Below are 24,806 nucleotides of genomic sequence, written 5' to 3' on the forward strand. Positions count from 1 at the left end.
CTCACTTCACTTCGGTCGCGGGCTTTTCGCCGGTGGCTGCCGAAGCGCTGGCCTGTTCGGTCGCGGGCTTGGCGTTCGGATCCCATGCAGTCGGTACGACCGGCGCGCCGGGACCGACTTTCTGGAACCCCTCAATGATCACCTTCTCGCCGGCCTTGAGGCCGGAGGTCACCTGCCAGCGTTCGCCGACCGTCCGCCCGAGCGTGACGTTGCGGAATTCGACCTTGTTGTCGGCGGAGACGACATAGACCTGGGACTGGCCGGCATTGTTGCGCTGGACCGCCTGTTGCGGCACGGTGATCGCGTCCTTCTCCAGCCCCTGCTGGATCTGGACGCGCACATACATGCCCGGCAGCAGATCGTTGTTCGGGTTCGGGAACTCGCCGCGCAGCGTCACCTGGCCGGTGGTCTCGTCGACGGCAGCCTCGGAGAAGAGCAGCTTGCCCTTGAGCGCGTAAGGCGTACCGTCGTCGAGAATCAGTTGCACCTCCGCCTCGTCCTTGGCGCTCATCAGTTGACCGTCCTCGAGCGCTCTGCGCAGGCGGATAAGGTCGGTCGCCGACTGCGTGAAGTCGGCATAGATCGGGTCGAGCTGCTGGATCGTTGCAAGATTCTCCGTGCCGTTGGTGCTGACGAGCGCGCCTTCGGTGATCAGCGCTCGGCCGATTCGGCCGCTGATCGGCGCGGTGACGTTCGCATATTGAAGATTGAGCTTCGCCTCGGCGAGGCCGGCCTCGGCTATGCCGACCTCCGCCTCGGCCTGCGCCAGCGTCGCGATCGCGTCGTCGTATTGTTGCACGGCGGCGACCTGGGCCTCCTTCAGCCGCGACTGCCGATCGGCGGTCTGTCTGGCCTGATCGCGCACAGCGAGAGCGCGCTTCAGCGTCGCTTCGGCGCTGTCGACCTTGACCTGGAAGGGCGCCGGGTCGATCCGGTAGAGGACGTCGCCTTCCTTGACCATGGAGCCCTGCTCGAACACCCGCTCGACGACGATGCCGGAAACCCGCGGGCGGACCTCGGCGATGCGGGTCGGCGTGATGCGGCCCGGCAGTTCGTTGGTGATCGGCAACGGTGCCGCCGTCGTGGTGTAGACGGCAACCTGAGCCGGCGGGAAGGCGGGGGCGGCCTGCTGTTCTTCGTTTTTCTGGCAGCCGGCGAGAAAAATCACGGTTGCCAGCGAGGCGGCCAGTATCGGTCGGTTCATTCGCATTGCGATGTCCATATTGGAGGACCGTCCGCAGCCGCTGCGCCTGGCAAGCGCTGCGCGGTCCAAAAGAGAGATGAAGCAGACCCGGTATTGGCGATGCTAAAATACCGGAAAGCTAATATACGTACAACAATGTATGTTAATTTCCGCCGTGGTGCAACAGCGGATCGTCGACGGTGCGATAAGAGGCGCGACGCTGTAGGTGTTGACCGGAACCTAAGCTGGTTCTGAGGAGTTGAAGGCCATCTGCACTACACCTGCTCGGGAGGATACCTAATGAGAGCCATTCGTAACAATTCTCTCCTGGCCGGGATCGCCGTAGCCGTCTTCTTAGCTTCGAGTCCCGGTTTCGCTGAGACATTGAAATTCAGGGCCGACCTCAGGGGATCAAGCGAAGTGCCGCCTAATGACAGCGCCGGCCGCGGAACGGCGAACATTTCCTTCGACACTGACACGAAGAAATTGACATGGACGGTGAACTCCAGCGGTTTGTCCGGAGAAGCCACGGCAGCGCACTTTCATGGACCGGCGGCCGCGAGTGAAAATGCCGGCCCAGTTGTCGATGTCTCGAACGCGCTCGCTTCCGGATCCGCTGAAATCACCGAGAAACACTTGGCGGATTTGCAAGCCGGAAGGTGGTATCTCAACATCCACACGGAAAAGTTCCCGGACGGAGAGATCCGCGGGCAAGTGGAAAAAGCACAATAACAGCGCCAGCGCCACTTCGATCATTGTGCGCGCCAGCGGCGCGACGGCTCGAACAAGCGTTCATGGCGATCATTGACGGGAATTGATCACCCGGCCGTCGGCGTCGAAGCGGTGCATGCCGCCGATCACCGGCGTCGCGTGCACGATATCGTCGGCGGCGTAGCGGTGCTCGCCGAAGAGCCGCACGGTCAACGGCCCGACCTGGTCGGATTCGAGATAGACGATCGTATCCGCGCCCAAGTGCTCGACATGGATCACCTTGCCCCGCCACTGGCCGCTGTCGCGGGAGAGCCCGATGTGTTCCGGCCGGATGCCGATCGTCTTCGCGTCACCATCGCCGAGCCTCGCCGCCTCGATGAAGTTCATCTGCGGCGAGCCGATGAAGCCAGCGACGAAGAGGTTGGCGGGACGATTGTAAAGTTCCATCGGCGAGCCGACCTGCTCGATTCGCCCTGCATTGAGCACGACGATCTTGTCGGCAAGCGTCATCGCCTCGACCTGGTCATGGGTGACATAGATCATCGTCGCCTTCAGGCTGCGGTGCAGACGGGCGATCTCGAGTCGCGTGTTGACGCGCAGCGCTGCGTCGAGGTTCGAAAGCGGCTCGTCGAAGAGGAAGAGCTTCGGCTCGCGTACGATCGCGCGGCCGATCGCCACGCGCTGGCGCTGGCCGCCGGAAAGCTCGGCCGGGCGGCGTGCAAGATAGGGTTCGAGCGACAGCATGCCCGCTGCCTTGGCGACCTTTTCCTCGATCTCGGCCCTGGGCGCGCCCCCCTGCTTCAAGCCCAGGCCCATATTGTCCTTGACCGTCAGGTGCGGATAGAGCGCATAGGACTGAAACACCATGGCGATGCCGCGCTTGGCGGGGGCGACGTGGCCGACCTCGACGCCGTCGATCTGCACGCTGCCGGAGGTCGCGTCCTCGAGGCCGGCGATGGTGCGCAGAAGGGTCGATTTTCCGCAGCCGGACGGTCCGACGAAGATGACGAACTCGCCATCGTTTACATCGAGATCGATGCCCTTCAGCACCTCATGAGTGCCGAAAGCCTTGCGGATGGATTTGAGTTGCAGTGATCCCACGTGTTGCCCTCTTGATTAAAGCTTGACCGGCTTGCCGATGCGCACGCTTTCGTCCGCCGCCAGGCAGATCTTCAGCGACTGCACCGCATCATCCATATGCCGGTCGAGATCGATGTCTTCGCGGATGGCCTTCAGCACGAAGGCCTGCTCGCGGTTACAGAGTTCCTGGTGGCCGGGTTCCCCTTCCATCGTCAAGTCCTCGTCCGATGTGAGGAAGCGTCCGTCCGGGCCGGTCGCGGCGCTGTGCAGGCGGATGACGGCGGTCTTGGTGTGCACGTCGATGTCGTCGGACTTGGCCTTCTCATCCATGACGATGGACACCGAACCGTTCGGCGAGATCACGTCCTTCACGAAGAAGGCGGTCTCCGACATCATCGGCCCCCAGCCGGCCTCGTACCAGCCAACCGAGCCGTCCTCGAAAACGACCTGCAGATGCCCGTAATTGTACATGTCTGACGCGATCTCGTCCGAGAGCCTCAAGCCCATGCCGCGCACCTCGACCGGTTTCGCGTCGGTGATCTGGCACATGACGTCGACATAATGGACGCCGCAGTCGACGATCGGCGAGGTCGTCTGCATCAGCGACTTGTGCGTCGCCCAGGTCTCGCCGCTCGACTGTTGGTTTAGGTTCATGCGGAAGACATAAGGTCCGCCGAGTTTGCGGGCTTCCGCGATCAGCCGCATCCAGGATGGGTGATGGCGCAGGATATAGCCGATCACCAGCTTGCGGTCGTTGGCTCGGGCGCAGGCGACGACCCGCTCGGCATCGGCGACCGTGGTCGCCAGCGGCTTCTCGACGAAGACGTGGCAGCCTGCCTCCATGGCCGTCACCGCATAGGCGGCGTGGCTGTCCGAATAGGTATTGATCGAACAGAGCTCCGGCCTGAGTTCGAGAAGTGCCTCCTTGAAGGAGGGGAGGATCTCGTATCCGCGTAACGCCTCCGGCAGCGCGACTTTCGAGCGGTTGACGAGGCCGGCGATCTCGAAGCCGGGATTTTCGTGGTAGGCGAGCGCATGGCTGCGCCCCATGTTGCCGAGACCGGCTACGAGAACGCGGATGGGATTTTTGGAAAGACTCACTTGACCGCTCCTGCCGTGATGCCGCGGATCAGTTGCCGCGAGAAGATGACGTAGAGGACGAGTACGGGGAAGATCGCCAGCGACAGTGCGGACAGGACCGCATTCCAGTTGGTGACGAACTGCCCGATGAAGATCTGCGAGCCGAGCGTCACCGTCTTCGTCGTCTCCGCGGGCGCGAGGATCAGCGGGAACCAGAGATCGTTCCAGATCGGGATCATGGTGAAGACGGCGACCGTCGCCATGGCCGGGCGGATGAGCGGCAGCACCAGCCGGAAGAAGATCGCATATTCCGAAAGCCCGTCTATGCGCCCGGCGTTCTTCAGGTCGTCCGACACGGTGCGCATGAACTCCGAGAGGATGAAGACCGCGAGCGGCAGGCCCTGCGCCGTATAGACGAGGATCAGCGCCGTCAGCGTGTTGACGAGGTTCGCCGCCACCATGCCCTGCAGGATCGCGACCGTTCCGAGCCGGATCGGGATCATGATGCCGAGAGCGAGATAGAGCCCCATCAAGGCGTTGCCGCGGAAGCGATATTCGGAAAGGGCGAAGGCGGCCATGGCGCCGAAGAGCAGCACGAGCGCGATCGACACGACGGTGACGATGACGCTGTTCTGGAAATATCCGAGGAAATCGCCCTGCTTCAGTACGGTCTCATAGCCGATCAGGCTGAAGGTTTCGGGCGTTGGGATCGCCAGCGGTTCGCGAAAGATCGCGTTGCGGCTCTTGAAGGAGTTGACGATCGTCAGGAACACCGGAAACAGCGCCACGAGTGTATAGGCGATCAGCGCGGCATGGACCGCGCCGGTCCGGACGAGGGAGGTGCGTGCTTTCGACATCTTGGATCCTCCTCAGAACTGATAGCGGCGCATGCGGCGCTGGATGACGAAGAGATAGAGCGAGACGCCGGCGAGAATGATGAGGAACATGATCGCGGCGATCGTTGCGCCCATCGACCGGTCGCCGAGCTGGAGCTGGAAACCGAAGAAGGTGCGGTAGAGCAGCGTGCCGAGGATGTCCGTCGACCCGTCCGGCCCGGCGAGCGCGCCCTGCACCGTGTAGATTAGGTCGAAAGCATTGAAGTTGCCGACGAAGGTGAGGATCGAGACGATGCCGATGGCCGGCAGTATCAAAGGTAGCTTGATCTTCCAGAACTGGCTCCAGCCGGTGACGCCGTCGAGTTCGGCCGCCTCGATCACCTCGTCCGGAATGTTGAGGAGAGCCGCATAGATCAGCATCATCGGGATGCCGATATATTGCCAGACCGAGATCAAGGAGACGGCGATCAGCGCCGAGTCGGGCCGCCCGAGCCAGGGCGCGAACAGCCATTTCAGCCCGACGACATCCATGAGGTAAGGCGCGACACCCCAGATAGGCGACAGGATCAGCTTCCAGATGAAGCCGACGATGACGAAGGACAAGAGCGTCGGCAGGAAGATCGCCGTCCGGTAGAAGGTGCTGAAGCGCAGCTTCGGGATCGACAGCATGGCGGCGAGCGCAATGCCGATCGGGTTCTGCACTGCCATGTGGATGAGGAAGAAGACGAAATTGTTCTTCAGCGCGTTCCAGAAATCCGCCGCCCAGCGCGGGTCGCCGAAGAGAACCTTGAAATTGCCGAGGCCGACGAAGGCGTATTGGCCGTCGACCGTGTTGTAGAAGGACTGGCGGAGCGTCTCGATCAGCGGCAGGATCATCACCGCCGTGTAGACGGCGAGTGCCGGCAGCAGGAAGACGAGGATGTGCCAGCGCCGGGGGCGCTTCAGCTCACTGACGTCCGTTATGGTTTCGCGTGGATTCATCGGCCTCTGGCCCGTTCTAACCGGCTGGCGCTTGCGCAGCCTCGATGTCGCTCGAAATGGGGCGCGTTTCCTGTCGCGCGCCTCGGCTGATACGCCGCTGCGGGCGCGGAGAAGTCGGCCTCGCCAACTTTCCGGTCGCTCGCGCATCCAAGCACAAGCTGCGGCGTTGTGCCCGCGCGAAGATTAATTCCTGCGCAGGGAGCAACAGGGGCGCGCGGCTGTGGCCACACGCCCCTACAAGTTTACTTAGCCGGCTTGTACCAGCTATCGAGGCCTTCCTGCAGCTTCTTGGCAGCGTCTTCCGGCGTCTGGGTGCCGTTGATGACATTGGCCGCTGCTACCCAGGCTTCGTTTTCGAGGTTCGGCGTGCCGCGCGACAGGATCTGATAGGTCGAACGGATCGTCGACTTGCACTTCTCACGCCAGGAGACGAATTCCTGGGCGAGCGGATCGGTCATCTTCACGGCGGTCGAGTTCAGGCTGAAGAAGCCGGGGAGCGCATTCGCGTAGATCTCCGCGAATTCCGGCGAAGCCACCCAGCTGAGGAAGGTCTTGGCCGCCTCCGCGTTCGGGCTCTTGGCATTGAGGCCGATGCCGATGTCGTTGTGGTCGGAGATGTAGCAGGTGTCGCCGGCTTTCTTCACCGGTGGCGGGAAGGCGCCCATCTTGAACTGGGCCTGGGTGTTGAAGCCGGAGATTTCCCAGGAGCCCGCCGGGTAGATCGCGGCGCGGCCGAGCGTGAAGAGGTTCTGGCTGTCCGGATAGGTCTGCGCCTCGAAACCGTCGCCGAGATAATCCTTCCACTTGGCGAGCACGCGGTACGGCTCGACCCAGGGTTCGTCGGTCAGCTTCTGCTCGCCCTTGATGAGCGCGAGGCGGCCTTCCTCGCCCTTCCAGTAGTTCGGGCCGATGTTCTGGTAGCCCATGGTCGCGGCTTCCCAGAGGTCCTTCGTGCCCATCGCCATCGGAATGTAGTTGCCGTCCGCCTTGATCTTGTCGAGTGCGGCGAAGAATTCCTCCTCGGTCGTCGGCACGGAAATGCCGAGCTGGTCGAAGGCATCCTTGTTGTAGATGAAGCCGTGGATGACCGATGCCATCGGCACGCAGAAGGTTGTCTTGCCGTCATCCGTCGTCCAGGCGGCCTTGGCGACGTCGGAGAAGTTCTCCATGCCCGGCAGGCCGGTCAGGTCGGCGAGATGCTTCCTGTTGTAGACTTCGAGCGAAGGGTCGAACGGGCGGCAGGTGATGAGGTCGCCTGCGGAGCCCGCGTCGAGCTTGGCGTTCAAGGCGGCGTTGTATTCGGTCGGGGCGGACGGCGAGAAGACCACCTTGATGCCGGGGTTCTTCGCCTCGAAGGCCGGGATCAGCTTTTCCTGCCAGATCGCCAGGTCGTCATTGCGCCAGCTCTCGATCGTCAGCGTCACGTCCTGCGCCACAGCAAGCCCGGCCGAGCCGAGAATGCTCGATGCGAGCAGCAAGCCTTTCATTGTTGTGCGGGTCATTCAGGTTCTCCCTCTTATAAGCGCCGTCACGGCGCGGTTTGGATCCCGGTTTCATTCGTGCGAGACGATCGCCATCGCCCGGCGCAAATTCTGTTTGGCATTTTGAAGTGCCGCTTCGGCCTCCGCTACGTCCCTCGCCCCGGAGGCGAGCAGGATCGCGACCTTGACCGAGCCGGAGGCGAGGCTGATCAGCCGGCCGGCCTCGGCCGCGCCGACGCCGGTCACATCCGAGACGATCCGGATTGCACGGCCGCGCAGCTTGATGTTGTCGGCGCGCAGGTTGACCATGTGGCCGTCGAGCACATGGCCGAGATGAATGCCGACCAGCGTCGAAAACATGTTGAAGGCGATCTTCTGCGCGGTTCCCGCGCCCATGCGCGTCGAGCCGGACACCACCTCCGGCGGCGTTTGCAGGAGGATCGCGACGTCGGCGCCGTTGAAGAGAGCCGCGCCGGCATTGTTCGCCATGGCAATGATCTTCGCGCCGCGCTTCTTGGCTTCGTCGGCGGCGGCGAGCGCGTAGGGAGTGGAGCCGCTGGCGGAGACGGAGATCAGGCAGTCGCCGGCTCCAATGCCGGCGTCACGCACGTCGGCGCGCGCAAGCTCCATGTCGTCCTCGTAGCCGCCGGCAAGATCGGCGAGGCTCCGAGCGCCCCCGGCAAGCAGTATGGCGATCTGTTCTTTCGGGATGCCATAGGTGCCGGGCAGTTCGAGCGCGTCGGCCATGGCCATCAGGCCCGAGCTTCCGGCCCCGGCATAGGCAAGCCGCCCGCCGGCGGCAAGAACTTCCGCGGAAAGTGCGGCCGCCGCGGCAATAGGCTCGATCGCCTGATCGACGGATTTCGCCGCGGCCTGCTGGCCGGAGGCAAGCAGGCGGAGGGCCAGCGCCGGATGCATCACATCCAGGCCCTTGGAATTGTCGTGGCGCTCTTCGGTCTTGGCTGCGGGCATGACAACGTTCTCCTCTTCGGGAATTAATGCCAAAAAAATACCACTTGTCTAGGAGAAATTTAACTTTTGAGGTCAGAAAACACCGATGGGTGAAATTTACGGGAGAAAATCAAAGATTTAACGCGAATCTGGTATCTTTGTTCGAAATGGCGCTTGGTTAATGGTATTTTTTTGGTATCTTGGGGGACGGAGGTGTCCATGACGTTTTACCTGATCGGAATCGATGGTGGCGGAACGAGCTGCCGCGCAGCCGTTGCGCTCCCGGACGGTCGCATCCTTGGCCGCGGAAAAGCGGGCGCCGCTAATATTCTCACCGATCCCGAAACGGCGCTGCAGAATATCACCGATGCGGCGCGCGCGGCCTTCGAGGATGCGGGGCTCGATCCGGCCGGCATCACGGCATCGCGCGCCATTCTCGGCGTGGCCGGCCACAACGTCGGTGACGCCGTTCATTACGTGAAAAGGCGGCTTCCCTTCGCCGTCGCGGACATCGAATCCGATGGGCTGATCGCCCTTCAAGGCGCCCTAGGCGATAAGGACGGGGCGGTCGCGATCCTCGGAACCGGCACCATTTATATCGCCCGCGAAGGAGATGCGGTCAGCTATATCGGTGGTTGGGGTTTCACGATCGGCGATCATGGCAGCGGCGCGCGCATCGGCCATGCCCTCCTGCAGGAAAGCCTGCTCTCCTATGACGGCATCCATGAGGGTTCGGCCGTGACGGATTCCGTGCTTTCCGAGTTCAACAACGATCCGCGCGACGTCGTCGATTTCGCGCGCCTAGCCAAGCCCGGCGAGTTCGGGCGCTATGCGCCGCGCGTCTTCGACCACGCCGAGCGTGGCGATCCGGTGGCGCTGCGCCTCATCAAGGCAGCTGCGACCACGGTGGACGAGGCGCTCGACGTGGTGGTCTCCAGGGGGAGCCGGACGATCTGCCTGCTCGGCGGGCTCGCGCCGCTCTATCGCCGCTGGCTTGCCGAGCGGCACCAACCGCTTTTCGTCGAGGCGGAGGCCGATGCTCTGACCGGTGCCGTCGCGCTCGCTGCCGCCCGCTTCGGGTCCCGGCCGGAGGTCTCTGCATGAACCAGCAGCTTGCCGCCATCCTGCCGCTCGAGGGTCTGCAGTCGGGCGGCGCGGGCCCGCTCTATCTCAAACTCAGGCAGTCGCTCGAAGAGGCGATCCTCTCGGGCAAGCTCAATCATGGCGATGCGTTGCCGCCGGAGAGGGACCTCGCCGACTACGCCAATGTCAGCCGCGTGACCGTGCGCAAAGCCGTGGATGACCTCGTGCGCGACGGGCTGCTGGTGCGCCGGCACGGCTCCGGCACCTTCGTCGTCCGGCCGGTCTCGCGCGTCGAACAGTCGCTCTCGCGGCTCACCTCGTTTACCGAGGACATGGCCCGGCGCGGCCTCAACACCCGGGCGGAGTGGCTGGAACGGGGGCTCTTCCATCCCTCGCCCGACGAGATGATGACGCTCGGCCTTGCGGCCGACGCGCTGGTCGCCCGCCTCGGCCGCTTGCGCATCGCAGACGATATGCCGCTTGCGATCGAGCGCGCCTGCGTCTCGGCGGAATTCGTCCCCGATCCGCTCGCCGTGACCTCATCTCTCTATGCCGCGCTCGAAAAGAAGCATGCCCGGCCGGTCCGTGCCGTGCAGCGCATCTCCGCCTGCAACATCAAGGACCCGGATGCTTCGATGCTCGGCGTTCCCGTCGGCGCCGCCGGCCTTTCGATCGAGCGCGTCTCCTATCTCGCATCGGGACGCGTGGTCGAATTCACCCGTTCGCTCTACCGGGGCGACACCTATGATTTCGTCGCGGAGCTGACGATCCCGGAAAGCTGAGGCTTACTGCATGTTTCCTTAAATCGTACCCGATTTAAGGACAAAAACATGCAGCCATTCAAAGTGCTACAGCGTCCTTTGTGCGTCTGAAAAGACGCACGGCGCTGTAGGCTCTCAAGGAAAGGACATGACGATGCAGACCAATATGCGGCGAGAAATCGACGAGATCCCCGAGGCCGCCGCCAGGTTGCTGGACCGCTCGGGCGCCGCGCTCGCTGCTGCCGGCGGCGCGCTCAAGGCCAAGGATCCTGCCTTTCTGGTGACGATCGCCCGCGGCTCCTCCGATCACGCCGCCCTGTTCCTGAAATATGCGATCGAGCTCACGGCCGGCCGTCCCGTCGCCTCGCTCGGCCCGTCCCTTGCCTCGATCTATGGTGCCGATCTGCGGCTCGGCGGCGCCGCGGCGATCGCGATCTCGCAATCCGGCAAGAGCCCGGACATTGTCGCCATGGCGGAAGCCGCGACGCGCGCAGGTGCCGTGTCGATCGCACTGACGAACACGGTTCCCTCGCCGATCGCGGAAGCCTGCACCCATCCGCTCGATATTCTCGCCGGCCCAGAAATTGCCGTGGCGGCGACCAAGTCCTATGTTAACTCCATCGTCGCGGGTCTTGCCGTCCTCGGCGAATGGACCGGCGACGCAAGCCTGAAGCGCGCTGTCGCGGAGCTGCCGAACCATTTCGCCAGGGCTGTGAAGCTCGACTGGCAGGATTTCGCCGCCGATCTCGGCGAAGCGGAATCGCTCTACGTGCTGGGCCGTGGCCCGGCGCTCGCGATCGCCAGTGAGGCGGCGCTGAAGTTCAAGGAGACGTCGGGCATGCATGCCGAGGCCTATTCCGCGGCGGAAGTGCTGCACGGACCGGTGGCGCTCGTTGGCCCCCGCTTTCCGGTGCTGGTTCTTGCCGCTCGCGATGCGGCCGAGGCTTCGGTCGCCGACATCGCCGACGGCATGAGCGCCAAGGGCGCCGTCGTGCACGTGACCTCCGCACGGGCGAAAACGGCAAAGCGCCTGCCCTTCGTCGAGACCGGTCATCCGCTCACCGACGCGCTGACGTTGATCCTGCCGTTCTATGGCTTCGTCGAAGCCTGGTCGCGTTCGCGCGGGCTCGACCCCGATGCGCCGGCGAGCCTCAAAAAGGTTACGGAGACACGATGACTGCGAGAAAGACGATCACCGGAGCGCGAATTTTCGACGGTATCGACTGGCATGACGGTGCCGCCCTCGTCATCGAGGCCGGGCATGTCAAAGCGATCGTTCCAGCCAGTAGTGCCGCGGCCGGGGGAGAGATCATCGATGCCCGTGGCCTGCTGCTCGTGCCGGGTTTCATCGATCTGCAGGTGAACGGCGGCGGCGGCGCACTTTTGAATGAGCAGCCGACGCTCGACTGCATCCGGCAGGTCTGCGCGGCGCATGCGAAGTTCGGCACCACCGCGCTGCTGCCGACGCTGATCACCGACACGCGCGAGGTCAGGACCGCGGCCATTGAGGCGGGTCTCGAGGCGAGGGCCGCGGCGGTGCCCGGTTTCCTGGGGCTGCATCTAGAAGGTCCGCATCTCTCCGTCGCGCGCAAGGGAGCTCACGATCCGTCTCTGATCCGGCCGATGGAGGATGACGATCTCGCCGAGATGCTCGCCTGCGCCAAGGCGCTCGGCTGCCTGATGGTTACGGTCGCCCCGGAAAATGCGACGAGGGAGCAGGTGAAAGCGCTCGCCGATGCCGGCGTCGTCGTCAGCCTCGGCCATACGGATGCCGGGTTCGATACGGCCTGCGCCTACGCCAAGGCAGGCGCCCGAACCGTCACGCATCTCTTCAACGCGATGAGCGGACTCGGCCATCGCGAACCGGGTTTGGTCGGCGCGGCGCTCGCGACCGGAGCCTTGCATGCCGGCCTGATCGCCGATGGCTTCCATGTCGCTCCGGCTGCGATGGGCATCGCGCTGCGCGGCAAAAAGGGCCCGGGGCAGATATTCCTCGTCACCGATGCGATGTCGCCGATCGGCACCGATCAGACCAGATTCTTCCTGAACGGCCGCGAAATCCTTCGCCAGGGCGGGCGGCTGACGCTCGCCGACGGCACGCTCGCCGGAGCCGACATCGACATGCTCTCCTCGGTCCGCTTCGTACATGAGAAGCTCGGCCTGACGATCGAGGAGGCGATCCGCATGGCATCCGCCTATCCGGCCGACGCTATGGGCATAGCCTCGCACAAGGGCCGGCTCCTGCCCGGGGCCGACGCCGATTTCGTGCTGCTCACACCCGAGCTCGGCATGAAGTCGACCTGGATCGGCGGAGACGTCGTTTTCTCCGCCTAAGGCTTCGTCGTCAACGCGTCGAGGCGCGTCCGCATCGCCCGGATCGTCGCCGCATTCGTGACGCGCCGCTCCGCTGTGGCGAAGCCCATCTCCATCAGGCGCCGGTTTCGAGTCGGCTCACCAACAGAGCAGGACGAATGCACCTCCGTGATCGCAAGCCTCGGCAGCAGCGCGTCGATGCTGCTGAGGCTGACGCCTGAGCCTGGCATGATGGAAACACGTCCCGCCGCCAATTCGACGAGCCGCGCCAGCGTGTCGACCGCTTCCGGCGCGGTTTTCGCGCCGCCCGAGGTCAGGACGCGCTCGAAGCCGAGCTCCGCCGCGATCTCGATCGCCTCGGCGAAATCGGGCACCAGATCGAAGGCGCGATGCAGCGTAAGGCCAAGTCCAGCGGCGTGGCCGGTGAGCTTCGTGAGCATCCGCGCATCGAGCCGGCCATCCGAGCGTGAGGCCCCTAGTACCACGCCGGCGAGGCCCGCGGCGCGCGCCGCATCAATGTCGCGGCGCATCATATCGAGATCGGCCGCGCCATAGACGAAATCGCCGGGGCGGGGACGGATCATCGCATAGACCGGCACCGGCGGCGGGCCGGCGAGCGCCATCAGCCCGGCGCTCGGAGTGAGGCCTCCGACGGCAAGCGCCGAACAGAGTTCGATCCGGTCGGCGCCGCCTTCGATCGCCGCCGCCAATCCTTGCGCATCGTCGACGCAGACCTCGAGCAGGATGCCGCTCACGATGCCTTCCCTCCGAAGCCGAGCAGGGCGGCCCCGATCAGGCCCGGCTCCACCCGGCACTCGCCGCTGACCACCAGCGGCCCGTCGAAACCGCGGAGGATTCGGGTCCGCACGGTCCGATCGATTTCGGCGATGAGTGCCTCGGAATTCGAGAGGCCGCCTCCGACCGGCACGATTGTCGCGCCGGTTATGTTGATCACCAAAGCCAGCGGCGAACTTAAGAGGTCGACAAAGACGTCGATCGACCGCGCCGCGGCCGCGTCCCCGTCCTGCCAGGCGGCAATGATTTCCTGGCTCGAGAGCGTCTTGCCATGGATCGTCTCATGCAGCCTTTCAAGCCCACGCGCGCCGCCGACGGTGTCGACGCAGCGGCTTTGCCCGCAGCCGCAGGGATAGGCCGGTATGGCGATCGGCGGATGTCCCCCCTCCGATGCGACGGCGGGCCCATGTCCCCATTCGCCGGCAAAGCCGCCGTCGGCGTTTATCAGCTTGCCGTCGACCACCAGGCCGCCACCGACGCCGGTGCCAAGGATCGCGCCGAAGACGATGCGGTGGCCGCGTCCGGCGCCGATGCCGGCTTCGGCAAGCGCGAAACAATCGGCATCATTGGCGATCTTGACCGGGAGGTGCAGCGCCGCCTCGAGCTCCGCCGCCAGTTCACGTCCGTCGATGCAGGGGATATTGGCGCATTTGATCCGCCGCGTTTCGGGGTCGATGACGCCGGTAATCGAGATCGCGATTCCGTCGGGCAGTCCGCCCGCTTCGTCGAGCACCGCCTCCATCGTCTCGACGAAGCGGCGAAAATCGGTGAGCGGCGTCGTGCGGCGGGGAAGCGGGAAGATCCGCTCCGGCGAATGGGTGATCGCGCCCTTTATCGCCGAGCCGCCGATGTCGAAGCAGACGATCATGCCTCACCCCGGATGATCGCTTCAGCGGCCAGTGCTGCGGAAAGCAGCCGGTCGTCCTGGTGGTGCGGCGCTGATAGGAGAAAGCCGACCGGCATTCCAGCCGCCCCCGAGCCGCAGGGGATGGAAACGCCGCAGAAATCCAGGAAATTGCCGATCGAGGTGTTGCGCAGCGTCCTGGCGTTCACCTTGAAGAAGAGATCGTCGTCAGCAAGCAGCGGATCGATCGGCGGCGCCACATGCGGCACGGTCGGATGCGCGACCAACTCGCCGGCCTTGAGGCCTTCGACGGTTTCATGGATCAGCCGGTCGCGGGCGTCGAGAAGCGCGATGTAGTCGCTCACCGTGATCTTTTCGCCGAGGCGCGTGCGGGCGACGACACGGTGGTCCATGCGCGCCGCTTCGGGGCCGGCGAGGCGGTCCCGATGAAGCGCATAGGCTTCCGCGTTCACCAGTGCGCCGTGGCGCGCCATCAGCTCGAAGATTTCGGAAAAGCTCGGGAAAGCCTGGCGCCTGATCTTCGCCCCCGCCGCCTCGAGCCGCTTGATCGCTTGCTCGAAGGCCGTAACGACTTCCGGCTCGGCCTCGTCGAAGACGATGGTCTCCGGAACGACGATGGAGAGATCGGCGATTTCCGCGCGGCGGATCACCGGCGCGGTCAGTCCATGCATGGCCGCATCCGCCCAGACGGCGTCCTGCACCGTATGGCAAAGGGGGCCAAGTGAATCGAGACTTTCGGCGAGCGGGAAAACGCCCCTCATCGCATAGCGCCCACGCGTTGCCTTATAGCCGACGATGCCGGTCATCGCAGCCGGGATGCGGACCGATCCGCCCGTGTCAGTGCCGATCGCGAGCGGTACAAGACCTGCGGCGACCGCTGCAGCGGAGCCCGAGGAGGAGCCGCCGGGAATGCGATGAATGTCGGTAGAGGCCGGATTGCGGGGCGTGCCGTAATGCGGGTTGATGCCGAGGCCGGAGAAGGCGAATTCGCTCATATTGGTGCGCCCGACGCTAACCATGCCGGCACCGCTGAGCGCCGCGACGACCGCCGCATCGGCCGCGGCCGGCGGACTGTCCTTGAGGACGATGGAGCCGGCGGTCGTGACGCCGCCGGCAAGATCGAAGAGATCCTTCCAAGCTACGGGCAGGCCGTCGAGAAGGCCCAGCGAACGGCCGGCCTTGATGCGCGCGGAAGCGGCCTCTGCTTCCCGTGTCGCCCGTTCGCGCGTGAGCCCGACGAAGATCGCCTGATCCGAATGGCTTTCGATGCGTGTCAGCGTATCCTCGGCGAGTGCGACCGGATCCAATTGCCCCGATTGTACGAGGACGGCAAGGCTCGCAAGCGTCTTGTGGTGGGTCATGGCTTCCCCCTTGGCTGTCTACGGTCCGCCGCGACGGACCTGACTTGTTCCGTTTAGCATATCGCCGTGCATGGTGTTTGCCAGCGCCGGCCCGTTGATTCTACAGCGTCGTGCGTCCTTCCTTGATCGGCTACGCTTGGCGGAGAGATCCGTTAATGCATATCGCCCAAACAGTGCAGCGGTTTTGGGACAACGACATGCACGAAAACGACCTGAGCGCGTCCCATGAAGTCGATTAACGCGACGCGCCTTAGGTGCACAGCGAGAGCGCTCGACGCAAGTGTCTTGCCGACGCCGGTGCGGCTGCCTACATCGATCCCACTTGTCCTATGGAGATCGATCATGATTCTCGACGCGGCGCGGCTTGCCTTCGCCAATCTCTTCGCGGCGGAGACCCGCACGGTCTTCTGGAAGGTCATCGGGCTCACATTGCTTGCGCTCGTCGCACTGTGGTTTGTGATCCGTGAGCTCTTCGCCTGGCTGGCGCTGCCGTGGATAGACGCGCTGATGCCCGGCACGCCGGATTGGGCCGGATGGCTGACCTTCGTTGTCGGTATCTTCGCAAGCCTCGGCCTTGCACTCGCTCTGGCGCTGCTGCTCGCGCCGGTAACGGCGCTGATCGCCGGCTTCTTCCTCGACGACGTTGCCGAGGTGGTGGAGAAGCGCGACTATCCCGGTGAGACACCCGGAACGCCGCTGCCGCTCGCCGAGGCGATGGTAAGCTCGGTAAAATTCCTGGGCGTCGTCATTATCGGCAACATCGTCGCTCTCATGCTGCTGCTTGTGCCGGGGGTCAATCTCGTCGCCTTTTTCCTCGTCAACGGCTATCTGCTCGGGCGCGAATTCTTCGAGTTCGCCGCCATGCGCCATCGCCCGCCGGCTGAGGCCCGGCTCTTCCGCGTCAAACATCGTGCGACGGTATTTCTCGCCGGCCTCGTCCTGACGGCCTTCCTCGCCATACCTCTGCTCAACCTGCTGACGCCGCTTTTCGCTGCCGGCATGATGGTGCACCTGCACAAGATGCTTTCCGCGCGCGATCCGGGTTTCGCCAATGTCGCCCCGCTCACGCTTCGGAGTTAATGAACGCTTGACACCCGATCGAGCGTGGACATCCTGCGCGCAAGTTTGAACCTGGCGGATGGAGAAGCATGATGAGCGAGGCAGAGGACCGGATTACCCGTCTGGAGGAGACGGTGGCCCATCAGGCCAAGACCATCGAAGAGCTTTCGGATCAGCTCGCCGAACAGTGGAAGGTGGTCGAGCAGACGCGTGCAAAGCTCGATCGGCTGACGGAGCGCTTCTTGAGCCTCGAAGAGCAGGCGCGCGACGCGATCCCGGTGACGCGGCCGCCACACTACTGAAATTCCCAACAAAAAACCGCCGGTTCGGGTGAACCGGCGGTGTGGCACCCCTCGAAAGAGGATCAGTACGGGCAGGTCTCGTCGGTCATGTAGTCATGCACCTGGACCTTGCCGGCGATGATTTCCGCTTTCACCTTCTCGACCGCATCCAGCATTTCCGGCGTGATCAGAGCCTTGTTGTGCTCGTCGAGCGCGTAGCCGACGCCGTCTTCCTTGAGGCCGAGATTGGAGACGCCGAATTCGAACTTGTCGTCCTTGGCCGCCTTGAAAGAGTCGTAGACCGCGACGTCGACGCGCTTCAGCATCGAGGTCAGCACCTTGCCCGGCTGCAGCATGTTCTGGTTGGAGTCGACGCCGATGCCGAGCTTTCCGGCATCCGCTGCCGCCTGCAGCACACCGACGCCGGTACCGCCGGCGGCGTGGTAGACGACGTCGGCACCCTGGTCGATCTGCGACTTCGCGATTTCGCCGCCCTTGACCGGGTCATTCCAGGCGTCCGGCGTCGTACCCGTATAGGCCTCGAGCACCTTGACGTTCTCGCCGGTCGACTTGGCGCCACCGACATAGCCGCAGGCGAACTTGTGGATCAGCGGAATGTCCATGCCGCCGACGAAGCCGACGGTCTTGGACTTGGAGGCGAGACCGGCAAGAACGCCGACGAGATAGGAGCCTTCCTGCTCTTTGAAGACGATCGATTTGACGTTCGGCTTTTCGACCACCATGTCGATGATCGCGAATTTCGTATCCGGATATTCCGCGGCGATCTTCTCGAGCGATGCCGCCCAGTTGAAGCCGGCCATGACGATCGGGCTGTTGCCGTCGCTGGCGAAACGGCGCAGCGCCTGCTCACGCTGGGCGTCGTTGGCGATCTCGAATTCGCGGTATTCGATGCCGGTTTCGGTCTTAAACTTTTCGGCGCCGTTATAGGCCGCTTCGTTGAAGGATTTGTCGAATTTGCCGCCGAGGTCGTAGATGATCGCCGGCTTGATGTCCGCGGCAAGTGCCGTCGCAGACATCATCGAGAAAGCAAAGAGACCGAGAATGGTTTTCTTCATTGTGCAGCCCTGTTGTCGCTATTGATGTTTTCGGGTCTTCCGCCGGCCCCATATGGGGCCCGATCGGCGGAACCCGCCCCTCTTTAAGGCTTGGGTGGGCGCATCCTTGCACGCCTTCGGCAAAAAAACACTCAAAATTTTTCAGATGGTAAAAACGCCGCCCGGCCGCGGCGATTGCTTGAATCGCAATCGGTTCGAGGAGCGAATCATGCAGCGATTCAAAGAGCTACGGCGATCTGTGCGCGTCTGATCGGACGCGCAGCGCTGGAGCGCAAGAGCCGGCAAAGCGGCCGGAAGTTGAGAAGGGGGGGGCCGCGCCCCGGTTTCGGCCCGCGGCGCGAAGGTCACGCGCCGATCGGGCAACTGACGCCGCTACCGCTGAGACCGCAATAGCCGTCCGGGTTCTTGGCGAGATATTGCTGATGGTAGTCCTCGGCGAAATAGAACGGCCCGGCCATCGCGATTTCGGTCGTGATCGCCCGGTCATGATCGAAGGCTTTCAGCGCCTTCTGATAGACGTTGCGTGCGGCGCTCGCCTCGGCGAGCTGTCCCTCGTCATAGACATAGATCGCCGAGCGATAGGTCGTGCCGATGTCGTTGCCCTGGCGCATGCCCTGGGTCGGATCGTGCTCCTCGAAGAAGGTCTTGAGCAGGCGCTGGAGGGAGACTTTGGCGGGATCATAGACCACCAGCACCACCTCGGCGTGGCCCGTTAGCCCCGTCGTCGTCTCCTGGTAGGTCGGGTTCGGCGTGAGCCCGCCGGAATAGCCGACGGCGGTCACATAGACGCCGGGGATCTGCCAGAGCAGGCGTTCGGCGCCCCAGAAGCAGCCCATGCCGAACAGCACCTTCTTCATGCCCTCGGGATAGGGGTCTTGGAGCGGACGGCCGGAGACGAAATGCGTCGTCGCCGTCGGGATCGCCTCCTCGCGCCCGCGCAGGGCGGTCGCGGCGTCGGGCAGGATGGTCTTCTTGTTGAACATGTCGATCAGAAACATCCGCGGCTCCTTTCCTACGCCGGAAGCGATGAAGCTCGGGTTCGCTCGTCAGGCGGCAAAGCGCCCGGCGGCCGGTTTCTTCCTGTAGCCCGCCATCCACAGGAGGAGGGCGATGGTGAGGAATACGGCAAAGGCCGGCTGCAGGAAGAGCCAATGCAGCGCAGTCAGCCAAACGGCGGGCCCGGCATCTGTGCGCTGCAGCGATTGAATCCAGTTGAGCGCATCCGGGCCGAGCGCCGCGATCCCGTCGGAAAGCGAAGTCATGACGGGCTCGGAGGCAGCAACCGACTGGATCGAGTCGACGGTGCCCGCAAGCACGGCGGCCGCGAGCGCGAGAAGGCTTGCAAATCTGATGAGTACCCGCATCCGTCCTCCTCGCCTACGCGTCGCGCGAAGCCGCCTTCACATCTTCCTCGTCTTGCTCAAGGGAGATAGGCGCATCCGCGGTCGGGCGCAATGCCGGCGGGCCCGGCGCGTTTTCAAAGACATGTCAACAATCTGTCAGAAACCAGTTGATCCCGCGCGCATCATCAGTATATATCGCGCCCGTCTGCCGGTTTTGCCGGCGACGCGGAGGAGCTTCGCTTCTCCCATCCGGCCGGATCGACCACCGGCTGCAAGGATGGACAGGTGGCCGAGTGGTTGAAGGCGCACGCCTGGAACGCGTGTATACGTGAAAGCGTATCGAGGGTTCGAATCCCTCTCTGTCCGCCACTAGCTTCTCCAAAATTTCCGACTACAGGCTCGTTGACGGCGGCGGCCTCAATCTGTTTGTCCGGCCCACCTCTGTGGCGACGTAGGGGTCGGTACCTCCGCCTTAAGCGCAGGAAAATGTGCGAGGCTTTGGTGAGCGGCGCACAGGGTCTATTCCAATTGGCGTTTCTACGATTTCGGCCGGGAGTCCCGGCCTGTCATGCCGCTGCCTGCCATCCGTTCCGGATGTGACGGTATCCTTCGCGATAGACCGCGTCGGGCGCTTCGAAGAAATCGCGCCAGACCTTCGTTGCGGCGGCAAGGTCTTTCAATGCGCGACCGAAGGCCTCGATTGTCAGCCAGCCGTCATAGCCGCTCGCGCGGATCGCCTTGAAGGTCTCCGGCCATGGAATGTTGCCACGGCCCGGTACCCCGCGGTCGTTCTCCGAGATGTGCACGTGAACGATGCGGTCCGCGTTGCGGGTGAAGGCTCCCACGGGATCGGCTTCCTCGATATTGCTGTGGAAGGTGTCGTACATGGCCCGAATATTCGGATGCCCAATTGCGTCGACATGGGCGGCGAGGTCGTCCATCGTATTAACGAGATAACATTCGAAGCGATTCAGCGCCTCGAGCGCAACGGTGACGCCGCGCTCAGCGGCATGATCGCCGATCGTGCGCTGCGAGGAAATGGACCGCCTCAGTTCCGCGGCGGTGGGTCCGGTGCCGGAGAACTGGCCCAGCGTAGAATGCAGGGGTCCGCTCAGCGTCAGCGCGCCGAGGGCGGCGGCGCAGTCGATAGCCCATTGCATGTAGGCGATGCCGCGCTTGCGTGTCGCCGTGTCAGGCGAAATCAGGTTCATGGAAGGGTCGCTCATGGCAGACACGGCAGTGCGCTCGAGACCTATGCCATCGAGCAATGCGCCGAGGCGGCGGTAGTCGTCCGGAGTGCCCTCGAAGATCGGAATCTCTACCCCGTCGAAGCCGGTCGCCTTAATGTCCCGGAGGAGCTTTTCATGTTTCCGGCCGACGCTCGTCGTCCAAAGAAACATGCACATACCGATCTTCATCGTTCCCCCTTCCGGCGTTGGCTGCCACGGTAAACCTCTCCCTGTACCCGCCGCGATCTGGTAATACCAAATGTGGCGATTTGGTCAAGGTGACGACGTCATTGATCTCAAAGCGAAGCGGGCGAGATACGCCTATAACCGCATGAAATACTGGGGCGACGCAGGCCGTCTTGCCGCCAGTTATAATTTGGGATAGAGCTTTGACAAGGGTAATTTGGCCGAACCAGAATTGGTTTCGGTCGAAGTGGAGGAGGTGCCGCGCACCGCCTTGAATGACTCGGTAGTAACACTAGTCTGGGAGGACGTTCATGCACCTTTCGACGCACAACTGGATGCGGGCGGAGCCTCTCGCCGTCACGCTGAAGCGCATCAAGAAGTACGGCTACGAGAGCATCGAGATTTCCGGCGAGCCGGCCCAGTACGACATCAAGGACACTCGCGCGCTGCTCAAGGAACACGGCATTCGCTGCTGGGGCGCGGTGACGCTGACGCTCGGCGAGCGCAACCTCGCAGCCAAGGACGAGGGTCAGCGCGCAAAGTCGGTGGATTACGTGAAGAGCGTCATAACGATGGTGAGTGAACTCGAAGGCGAGATCGTCACCCTTGTCCCGGCGACCGTCGGCAAGGTCGTTCCGGATGGTACCGAGGAGGAGGAATGGAAGTGGGTCGTGGATGCGACCAAGGAGTGCTTCGCCCACGCCCAAAAAAACGGCGTCCGGCTGGCAATTGAGCCGCTCAACCGGTTCGAGACTTATCTCTTCAACCGTGCCGCCCAAGCGCTTGCGCTAGCCGATGCAGTTGATCCCGGCTGCGGCGTTTGCCTTGACGCCTTTCACCTCAACATCGAGGAGGAGAACATATACGACGCGATCAGGCTCGCCGGAAACCGACTTTTCGATTTCCATGTGGCTGATAACAACCGCTTTGCGGCAGGTCTTGGCCATCTCGACTGGCCGAAGATCGTCGCCACTCTGAAAGAGATCGGATACGACGGCGCGCTCACCAATGAGTTCGTGGCTCCGGTCGATCGCACGCCGGCGGCGAAATATCCCGACATGGTCGAACGCAACCCGGTCGATATCCCGCCCGAGCAGCTCAAGTTCATCCAGGACCACGGATCGAGCCTGCTGACCGAGAAGTTCTACGATGACCAGATGCGGATCACCGCCGAGACCATCCTGCCGCTGATCAAGTGAGGACCGGTCCCGAGCATGCCCTGCGGCCGGCGCGCGCCGCGAGGTTGGGGAGGCGAAATGCGTATTAAGACCGTCCAAGCCTGGTGGGTTCGCATACCCATCGAAGCAAGTCGGCAGCATCGCAGCGATTTCGGGCGCCTGACAACCTTCGACGCGGCGATCCTGCGGATAGAGACAGATGACGGGATCGTGGGGTGGGGTGAGGGCAAGAATGCTGCGGGCAGCGCGGGTACTTACGGCGCGCTCGTGCACATGCTCAACCATGAGGTGGGGCCGAAGCTCGTTGGTCGCGACCCCGCCGATATCTCCGCAATCTGGGAGATGCTCTACAACGGCGTGCGCCACGAAACGGCGGCGATGTCGGGTCATGCGATGCCGGAACTCTCGCGCCGGGGCCTCTCCATTGCCGCGATCAGTGCGGTCGACATCGCATTGTGGGACATTCTTGGCAAATCGCTGGGCGTGCCGGTATGGAAGCTTCTCGGCGGGCGCAAGGCGGACCGGTTGCCTGCTTATGCTTCCGGCGGCTGGGAAAGCGCCGAAAAGATCGGCGGTCAGCTGCAGTCCTACATTGCCAATGGCGGTTTCAAGGCGGTCAAGATGAGGGTCGGCGCAATGGACGGCGCGCCGAATGTCTCGGCCGCCCGTGTGCGTGCTGCCCGCAAGGCGCTGGGCCCCTCGGTGGATATCATGGTCGATGCGCATGGCACCTATACGGTTGCAGACGCGAAACGTTTCATTCATCTCGTCCAGGATTGCGATCTCGCCTGGTTCGAGGAGCCGGTGATCGCAGACGATAAGGCCGGCATGGCGGAAGTGCGCGCCGCCGGAAAGGTGCCGATCGCGGCCGGCGAGAGCGAGGCCACTCGTTTCGCCTTCCGCGACCTTGCGGTGCTGCGCTCGGTCGATATTTTCCAGCCCGACCCGGCGTTCTGCGGCGGCATCACGGAAGCCATGCGCATTGGTGTGATCGCCAGTGCCTTCAATCTCCGTTTTGCCCCGCATTTGTGGGCCGGTGCCCCATGTTTCTTCTCGGGCCTGCACATCTGCGCGGCCTCTCCGGCAAGTTTTGTCGTGGAATATTCGGTTGGCGCGAACCCGATGATCCACGACCTCGTCGAGGAGACCGTGGCTGTGAGAGACGGGATGATGGAGATTCCTGATAAACCCGGCCTGGGATTTACGATAAACGAACGCGTCCTGGAGACTCACGCGCAAAGACTGTAACCATGAAAGAAAACAATCTGCTTTCCGATCTAGCGGCCCATCTATTTACGACTTCGAGCAGCAACGGGCGAACGCCATCGGAGCGAGAGCTCGCCGAGCACTTCGCCGTTAGCCGAGGGCAGCTTCGGGAGGCTCTGGCAATCCTCGAAGCCATGCGCATCGTGGAGCGCCGGGCGAAGTCGGGTATCTATCTGACGACGACGGAGGCGAGCGTCGAGGCGATCGCACTCTTCGCACGTGCCGGCGTGCCACTCGACCCGATCGTGATCTACGAGACGGTGGAGCTCCGCAAGATCCATGAGATCAAGGCGGCTGAACTCGCCTGCGCGCGGGCGACGGAGGAGAACTACGAACGCCTGCGCGAGATTCTCGCCGCTTCCGAGGCGAAGATCGCTGCGGGCGAGGGCCTCGCGCGCGAGGACAGGGATTTTCACCTGGAGATCGTTCGGGCGACGAAGAACAGCGTATTCCACCGCGTCTGCAGCGTTTACTACACGATGGGCGAACAGCGACTTCCCATCTACTTCGCTGATATCGCCCGCAGCCGCCGCTCGCATGAAGAACATATCCGTATCTACGAAGCGCTGCTCGCACGCGACGGCAATCTCGCCCAAGCTTTGATGAATGCGCATCTGCAGGGCGCGGAAAGCTACTGGAAGGGCCTCATCGGCGGGCCTGCGACAGCCGCGGAGTAGTCCCCGGTCAATGAGAAGGCCGATGAGTTTCATTTTCTCGACCCATCCCCTGCACCGCGACGCCGAGGCCATGCTGAAAGCGGCGGGTGATCTCCGCGTCGCGTCCGCCCCCGATCCCGAGACGTTGCTTCGTGAAGGCGAGGGTGCGGAGATTATCATCGTGCGCGCGCCGATCCCGCCCGCCTTCTTCGGAAACGCACCGGCCCTGCGCGCGGCAGTCCGGCATGGCGCGGGGCTCGACATGATTCCCTATGACGCGGCTACGGCGGCCGGTGTGCTTATCGCCAACGTGCCGGCCGTCAATGCGCCGACCGTTGCGGAGCACGTCTTCATGGTGACGCTTGCGTTGCTGCGCCAGTTCCGTCCCATGGACCGCGATCTCAGAAGTAAGGGGTGGAGTGCCGGGCGAGTCCACTCGGACCGAGCACTCGACCTCGCCGGACGCACCATGGGCATCATCGGCATGGGCAATGTGGGAAAGGCGGTCTTCCGGATCGCGAAGTACGGGTTTGGGCTGGAGATCGTTGCCAACAGCCGCTCGCCGGAAAGCTTGCCCGACGGTGTGCGCTTTCTCTCGGTCGACGACCTAGTTTCGATGGCGGATATCGTCGTTCTCTGTTGCCCGCTCACGCCCGAGACGACCGGGCTATTGAGCCGTGAGCGGATTGCACGCATGAAGCCGGGCGCGATCCTCGTCAACGTGTCGCGCGGCCCCGTCGTGGATGACGCAGCGTTGATCGAGGCGCTGGAGTTGGGCCGTATCGGCGGCGCGGCCCTCGACGTGTTCTCTACACAGCCCCTGCCGCTCGAGCATCCTTACTTCCGGCTCGACAATGTCATCGTGACGCCTCATCTCGCCGGCATCACCGAGGAAAGCATGATGCGCATGGGAACAGGCGCTGCGGCCGAAGCGATCCGCGTTTTGAAAGGCGGGTTGCCCGTTAATCTCCGCAACCCTGAGGTCGTCGAACACTATCGGCGACGGTTCCCGGCGTAAGGTGTAGCCAGCTTACAGCGCCGTGCGTCTTTT

25 protein-coding genes and 1 tRNA gene are annotated in these 24,806 nt (G+C 63.5%); 12 read left to right on the plus strand and 14 right to left on the minus strand.

Going from position 1 to position 24,806, the window contains the following annotated elements; genetic code table 11:
• Position 1: 1 nt before the first annotated feature.
• Entirely contained in the window at positions 2 to 1,222 is a 1,221-nt protein-coding gene (locus M728_RS16680) for an efflux RND transporter periplasmic adaptor subunit (RefSeq protein ID WP_026622364.1), read from the minus strand.
• A gap of 261 nt (positions 1,223 to 1,483) precedes the next feature.
• Between M728_RS16680 and M728_RS16685 the strand changes: the two genes are divergently transcribed.
• Positions 1,484 to 1,915 carry a CHRD domain-containing protein gene (locus M728_RS16685; RefSeq protein WP_026622365.1) on the plus strand — a complete coding sequence of 144 codons (432 nt, stop codon included), beginning with the start codon at positions 1,484 to 1,486 and terminating at the stop codon, positions 1,913 to 1,915.
• A 69-nt stretch (positions 1,916 to 1,984) separates the two neighbouring features.
• Here the strand turns inward: M728_RS16685 and M728_RS16690 are convergent, their stop codons facing one another.
• The 6 genes from M728_RS16690 to M728_RS16715 form a co-directional block, all read right to left on the minus strand.
• Positions 1,985 to 2,995 carry an ABC transporter ATP-binding protein gene (locus tag M728_RS16690; protein WP_026622366.1) on the minus strand — a complete coding sequence of 337 codons (1,011 nt, stop codon included), beginning with the start codon at positions 2,993 to 2,995 and terminating at the stop codon, positions 1,985 to 1,987.
• 15 nt (positions 2,996 to 3,010) lie between these two features.
• A complete protein-coding gene (locus M728_RS16695) occupies positions 3,011 to 4,024 on the minus strand; it encodes a Gfo/Idh/MocA family protein (RefSeq protein WP_370906477.1) in 1,014 nt (337 codons plus the stop codon).
• A 47-nt stretch (positions 4,025 to 4,071) separates the two neighbouring features.
• Positions 4,072 to 4,911 carry a carbohydrate ABC transporter permease gene (locus M728_RS16700; RefSeq protein ID WP_026622368.1) on the minus strand — a complete coding sequence of 280 codons (840 nt, stop codon included), beginning with the start codon at positions 4,909 to 4,911 and terminating at the stop codon, positions 4,072 to 4,074.
• A 12-nt stretch (positions 4,912 to 4,923) separates the two neighbouring features.
• Positions 4,924 to 5,871 carry a carbohydrate ABC transporter permease gene (locus M728_RS16705; RefSeq protein ID WP_026622369.1) on the minus strand — a complete coding sequence of 316 codons (948 nt, stop codon included), beginning with the start codon at positions 5,869 to 5,871 and terminating at the stop codon, positions 4,924 to 4,926.
• A gap of 242 nt (positions 5,872 to 6,113) precedes the next feature.
• A complete protein-coding gene (locus M728_RS16710) occupies positions 6,114 to 7,373 on the minus strand; it encodes an ABC transporter substrate-binding protein (protein WP_026622370.1) in 1,260 nt (419 codons plus the stop codon).
• Positions 7,374 to 7,424: 51 nt separating this feature from the next.
• Positions 7,425 to 8,324 carry an N-acetylmuramic acid 6-phosphate etherase gene (locus tag M728_RS16715; protein WP_026622371.1) on the minus strand — a complete coding sequence of 300 codons (900 nt, stop codon included), beginning with the start codon at positions 8,322 to 8,324 and terminating at the stop codon, positions 7,425 to 7,427.
• Between the two features lie 198 nt (positions 8,325 to 8,522).
• Between M728_RS16715 and M728_RS16720 the strand changes: the two genes are divergently transcribed.
• The 4 genes from M728_RS16720 to nagA all read left to right on the plus strand — a co-directional run bounded on the left by M728_RS16720 (position 8,523) and on the right by nagA (position 12,481).
• Complete coding sequence (locus M728_RS16720; protein WP_026622372.1) at positions 8,523 to 9,407, plus strand: N-acetylglucosamine kinase; 885 nt, start codon at positions 8,523 to 8,525, stop codon at positions 9,405 to 9,407.
• Positions 9,404 to 10,168, plus strand: coding sequence for a GntR family transcriptional regulator (locus tag M728_RS16725; protein ID WP_026616745.1), 765 nt, complete (start codon positions 9,404 to 9,406; stop codon positions 10,166 to 10,168). Before M728_RS16720 ends, M728_RS16725 begins: the two co-directional genes overlap by 4 nt.
• 133 nt (positions 10,169 to 10,301) lie before the next feature.
• On the plus strand, positions 10,302 to 11,324 hold the full coding sequence (locus M728_RS16730) for an SIS domain-containing protein (protein WP_026621782.1): 1,023 nt from the start codon (positions 10,302 to 10,304) through the stop codon (positions 11,322 to 11,324).
• On the plus strand, positions 11,321 to 12,481 hold the full coding sequence (gene nagA / locus M728_RS16735) for an N-acetylglucosamine-6-phosphate deacetylase (protein ID WP_026621783.1): 1,161 nt from the start codon (positions 11,321 to 11,323) through the stop codon (positions 12,479 to 12,481). Before M728_RS16730 ends, nagA begins: the two co-directional genes overlap by 4 nt.
• Here the strand turns inward: nagA and M728_RS16740 are convergent.
• The 3 genes from M728_RS16740 to M728_RS16750 are packed head-to-tail and all read right to left on the minus strand — an operon-like array spanning position 12,478 to position 15,481.
• Complete coding sequence (locus tag M728_RS16740; RefSeq protein ID WP_026621784.1) at positions 12,478 to 13,215, minus strand: copper homeostasis protein CutC; 738 nt, start codon at positions 13,213 to 13,215, stop codon at positions 12,478 to 12,480. The genes nagA and M728_RS16740 overlap by 4 nt on opposite strands.
• Complete coding sequence (locus M728_RS16745; RefSeq protein ID WP_026621785.1) at positions 13,212 to 14,123, minus strand: ROK family protein; 912 nt, start codon at positions 14,121 to 14,123, stop codon at positions 13,212 to 13,214. Before M728_RS16745 ends, M728_RS16740 begins: the two co-directional genes overlap by 4 nt.
• Positions 14,120 to 15,481 (minus strand): amidase, encoded by a 1,362-nt coding sequence (locus tag M728_RS16750; RefSeq protein ID WP_026621786.1) that lies wholly within the window; start codon positions 15,479 to 15,481, stop codon positions 14,120 to 14,122. The genes M728_RS16745 and M728_RS16750 overlap by 4 nt, the downstream gene beginning before the upstream one ends.
• Before the next feature lie 342 nt (positions 15,482 to 15,823).
• On the opposite strand from M728_RS16750, the gene M728_RS16755 reads away from it, so the two are divergent.
• Positions 15,824 to 16,561, plus strand: a complete 738-nt coding sequence (locus M728_RS16755) for a sulfate transporter family protein (protein ID WP_026621788.1) — start codon at positions 15,824 to 15,826, stop codon at positions 16,559 to 16,561.
• Between the two features lie 68 nt (positions 16,562 to 16,629).
• Positions 16,630 to 16,842 carry a SlyX family protein gene (locus M728_RS16760; protein ID WP_034884013.1) on the plus strand — a complete coding sequence of 71 codons (213 nt, stop codon included), beginning with the start codon at positions 16,630 to 16,632 and terminating at the stop codon, positions 16,840 to 16,842.
• Positions 16,843 to 16,904: 62 nt separating this feature from the next.
• Here M728_RS16760 and M728_RS16765 read toward each other — a convergent pair whose 3' ends face one another.
• The 3 genes from M728_RS16765 to M728_RS16775 form a co-directional block, all read right to left on the minus strand.
• A complete protein-coding gene (locus M728_RS16765; RefSeq protein WP_026621789.1) occupies positions 16,905 to 17,897 on the minus strand; it encodes a BMP family protein in 993 nt (330 codons plus the stop codon).
• A gap of 344 nt (positions 17,898 to 18,241) precedes the next feature.
• A complete protein-coding gene (msrA, locus tag M728_RS16770; protein WP_026621790.1) occupies positions 18,242 to 18,895 on the minus strand; it encodes a peptide-methionine (S)-S-oxide reductase MsrA in 654 nt (217 codons plus the stop codon).
• A gap of 48 nt (positions 18,896 to 18,943) precedes the next feature.
• On the minus strand, positions 18,944 to 19,261 hold the full coding sequence (locus M728_RS16775; RefSeq protein ID WP_026621791.1) for a hypothetical protein: 318 nt from the start codon (positions 19,259 to 19,261) through the stop codon (positions 18,944 to 18,946).
• Positions 19,262 to 19,519: 258 nt separating this feature from the next.
• On the opposite strand from M728_RS16775, the gene M728_RS16780 reads away from it, so the two are divergent.
• A tRNA-Ser gene (locus M728_RS16780) sits at positions 19,520 to 19,609 on the plus strand.
• 197 nt (positions 19,610 to 19,806) lie between these two features.
• Here M728_RS16780 and M728_RS16785 read toward each other — a convergent pair.
• Complete coding sequence (locus M728_RS16785) at positions 19,807 to 20,658, minus strand: sugar phosphate isomerase/epimerase (protein WP_026621792.1); 852 nt, start codon at positions 20,656 to 20,658, stop codon at positions 19,807 to 19,809.
• Positions 20,659 to 20,966: 308 nt separating this feature from the next.
• Between M728_RS16785 and M728_RS16790 the strand changes: the two genes are divergently transcribed.
• Genes M728_RS16790 through M728_RS16805 form a run of 4 tightly spaced genes read left to right on the plus strand, consistent with a single transcriptional unit; the run spans position 20,967 to position 24,773 of the window.
• Positions 20,967 to 21,854, plus strand: a complete 888-nt coding sequence (locus tag M728_RS16790; protein ID WP_026621793.1) for a sugar phosphate isomerase/epimerase — start codon at positions 20,967 to 20,969, stop codon at positions 21,852 to 21,854.
• Between the two features lie 57 nt (positions 21,855 to 21,911).
• Complete coding sequence (locus M728_RS16795) at positions 21,912 to 23,081, plus strand: mandelate racemase/muconate lactonizing enzyme family protein (protein WP_026621794.1); 1,170 nt, start codon at positions 21,912 to 21,914, stop codon at positions 23,079 to 23,081.
• Between the two features lie 2 nt (positions 23,082 to 23,083).
• A complete protein-coding gene (locus M728_RS16800) occupies positions 23,084 to 23,776 on the plus strand; it encodes a FadR/GntR family transcriptional regulator (protein WP_026621795.1) in 693 nt (230 codons plus the stop codon).
• Positions 23,777 to 23,798: 22 nt separating this feature from the next.
• On the plus strand, positions 23,799 to 24,773 hold the full coding sequence (locus M728_RS16805; RefSeq protein ID WP_026621796.1) for a hydroxyacid dehydrogenase: 975 nt from the start codon (positions 23,799 to 23,801) through the stop codon (positions 24,771 to 24,773).
• Positions 24,774 to 24,806 lie beyond the last annotated feature (33 nt).

Source organism: Ensifer sp. WSM1721, from assembly GCF_000513895.2.
Classification (GTDB): Bacteria; Pseudomonadota; Alphaproteobacteria; order Rhizobiales; family Rhizobiaceae; genus Sinorhizobium.

Bases quoted from the DNA above. Each gene is read 5' to 3' on its own strand.
- M728_RS16680 (WP_026622364.1), bottom strand. From the start codon at position 1,222: ATGGACATCGCAATGCGAATGAACCGACCGATACTGGCCGCCTCGCTG.
- M728_RS16685 (WP_026622365.1), top strand. From the start codon at position 1,484: ATGAGAGCCATTCGTAACAATTCTCTCCTGGCCGGGATCGCCGTAGCC.
- M728_RS16695 (WP_370906477.1), bottom strand. From the start codon at position 4,024: ATGGGGCGCAGCCATGCGCTCGCCTACCACGAAAATCCCGGCTTCGAG.
- M728_RS16700 (WP_026622368.1), bottom strand. From the start codon at position 4,911: ATGTCGAAAGCACGCACCTCCCTCGTCCGGACCGGCGCGGTCCATGCC.
- M728_RS16705 (WP_026622369.1), bottom strand. From the start codon at position 5,871: ATGAATCCACGCGAAACCATAACGGACGTCAGTGAGCTGAAGCGCCCC.
- M728_RS16710 (WP_026622370.1), bottom strand. From the start codon at position 7,373: ATGACCCGCACAACAATGAAAGGCTTGCTGCTCGCATCGAGCATTCTC.
- M728_RS16715 (WP_026622371.1), bottom strand. From the start codon at position 8,324: ATGCCCGCAGCCAAGACCGAAGAGCGCCACGACAATTCCAAGGGCCTG.
- M728_RS16720 (WP_026622372.1), top strand. From the start codon at position 8,523: ATGACGTTTTACCTGATCGGAATCGATGGTGGCGGAACGAGCTGCCGC.
- M728_RS16725 (WP_026616745.1), top strand. From the start codon at position 9,404: ATGAACCAGCAGCTTGCCGCCATCCTGCCGCTCGAGGGTCTGCAGTCG.
- M728_RS16730 (WP_026621782.1), top strand. From the start codon at position 10,302: ATGCAGACCAATATGCGGCGAGAAATCGACGAGATCCCCGAGGCCGCC.
- nagA (WP_026621783.1), top strand. From the start codon at position 11,321: ATGACTGCGAGAAAGACGATCACCGGAGCGCGAATTTTCGACGGTATC.
- M728_RS16745 (WP_026621785.1), bottom strand. From the start codon at position 14,123: ATGATCGTCTGCTTCGACATCGGCGGCTCGGCGATAAAGGGCGCGATC.
- M728_RS16750 (WP_026621786.1), bottom strand. From the start codon at position 15,481: ATGACCCACCACAAGACGCTTGCGAGCCTTGCCGTCCTCGTACAATCG.
- M728_RS16755 (WP_026621788.1), top strand. From the start codon at position 15,824: ATGATTCTCGACGCGGCGCGGCTTGCCTTCGCCAATCTCTTCGCGGCG.
- M728_RS16760 (WP_034884013.1), top strand. From the start codon at position 16,630: ATGATGAGCGAGGCAGAGGACCGGATTACCCGTCTGGAGGAGACGGTG.
- M728_RS16765 (WP_026621789.1), bottom strand. From the start codon at position 17,897: ATGAAGAAAACCATTCTCGGTCTCTTTGCTTTCTCGATGATGTCTGCG.
- msrA (WP_026621790.1), bottom strand. From the start codon at position 18,895: ATGTTTCTGATCGACATGTTCAACAAGAAGACCATCCTGCCCGACGCC.
- M728_RS16775 (WP_026621791.1), bottom strand. From the start codon at position 19,261: ATGCGGGTACTCATCAGATTTGCAAGCCTTCTCGCGCTCGCGGCCGCC.
- M728_RS16785 (WP_026621792.1), bottom strand. From the start codon at position 20,658: ATGAAGATCGGTATGTGCATGTTTCTTTGGACGACGAGCGTCGGCCGG.
- M728_RS16790 (WP_026621793.1), top strand. From the start codon at position 20,967: ATGCACCTTTCGACGCACAACTGGATGCGGGCGGAGCCTCTCGCCGTC.
- M728_RS16795 (WP_026621794.1), top strand. From the start codon at position 21,912: ATGCGTATTAAGACCGTCCAAGCCTGGTGGGTTCGCATACCCATCGAA.
- M728_RS16800 (WP_026621795.1), top strand. From the start codon at position 23,084: ATGAAAGAAAACAATCTGCTTTCCGATCTAGCGGCCCATCTATTTACG.
- M728_RS16805 (WP_026621796.1), top strand. From the start codon at position 23,799: ATGAGTTTCATTTTCTCGACCCATCCCCTGCACCGCGACGCCGAGGCC.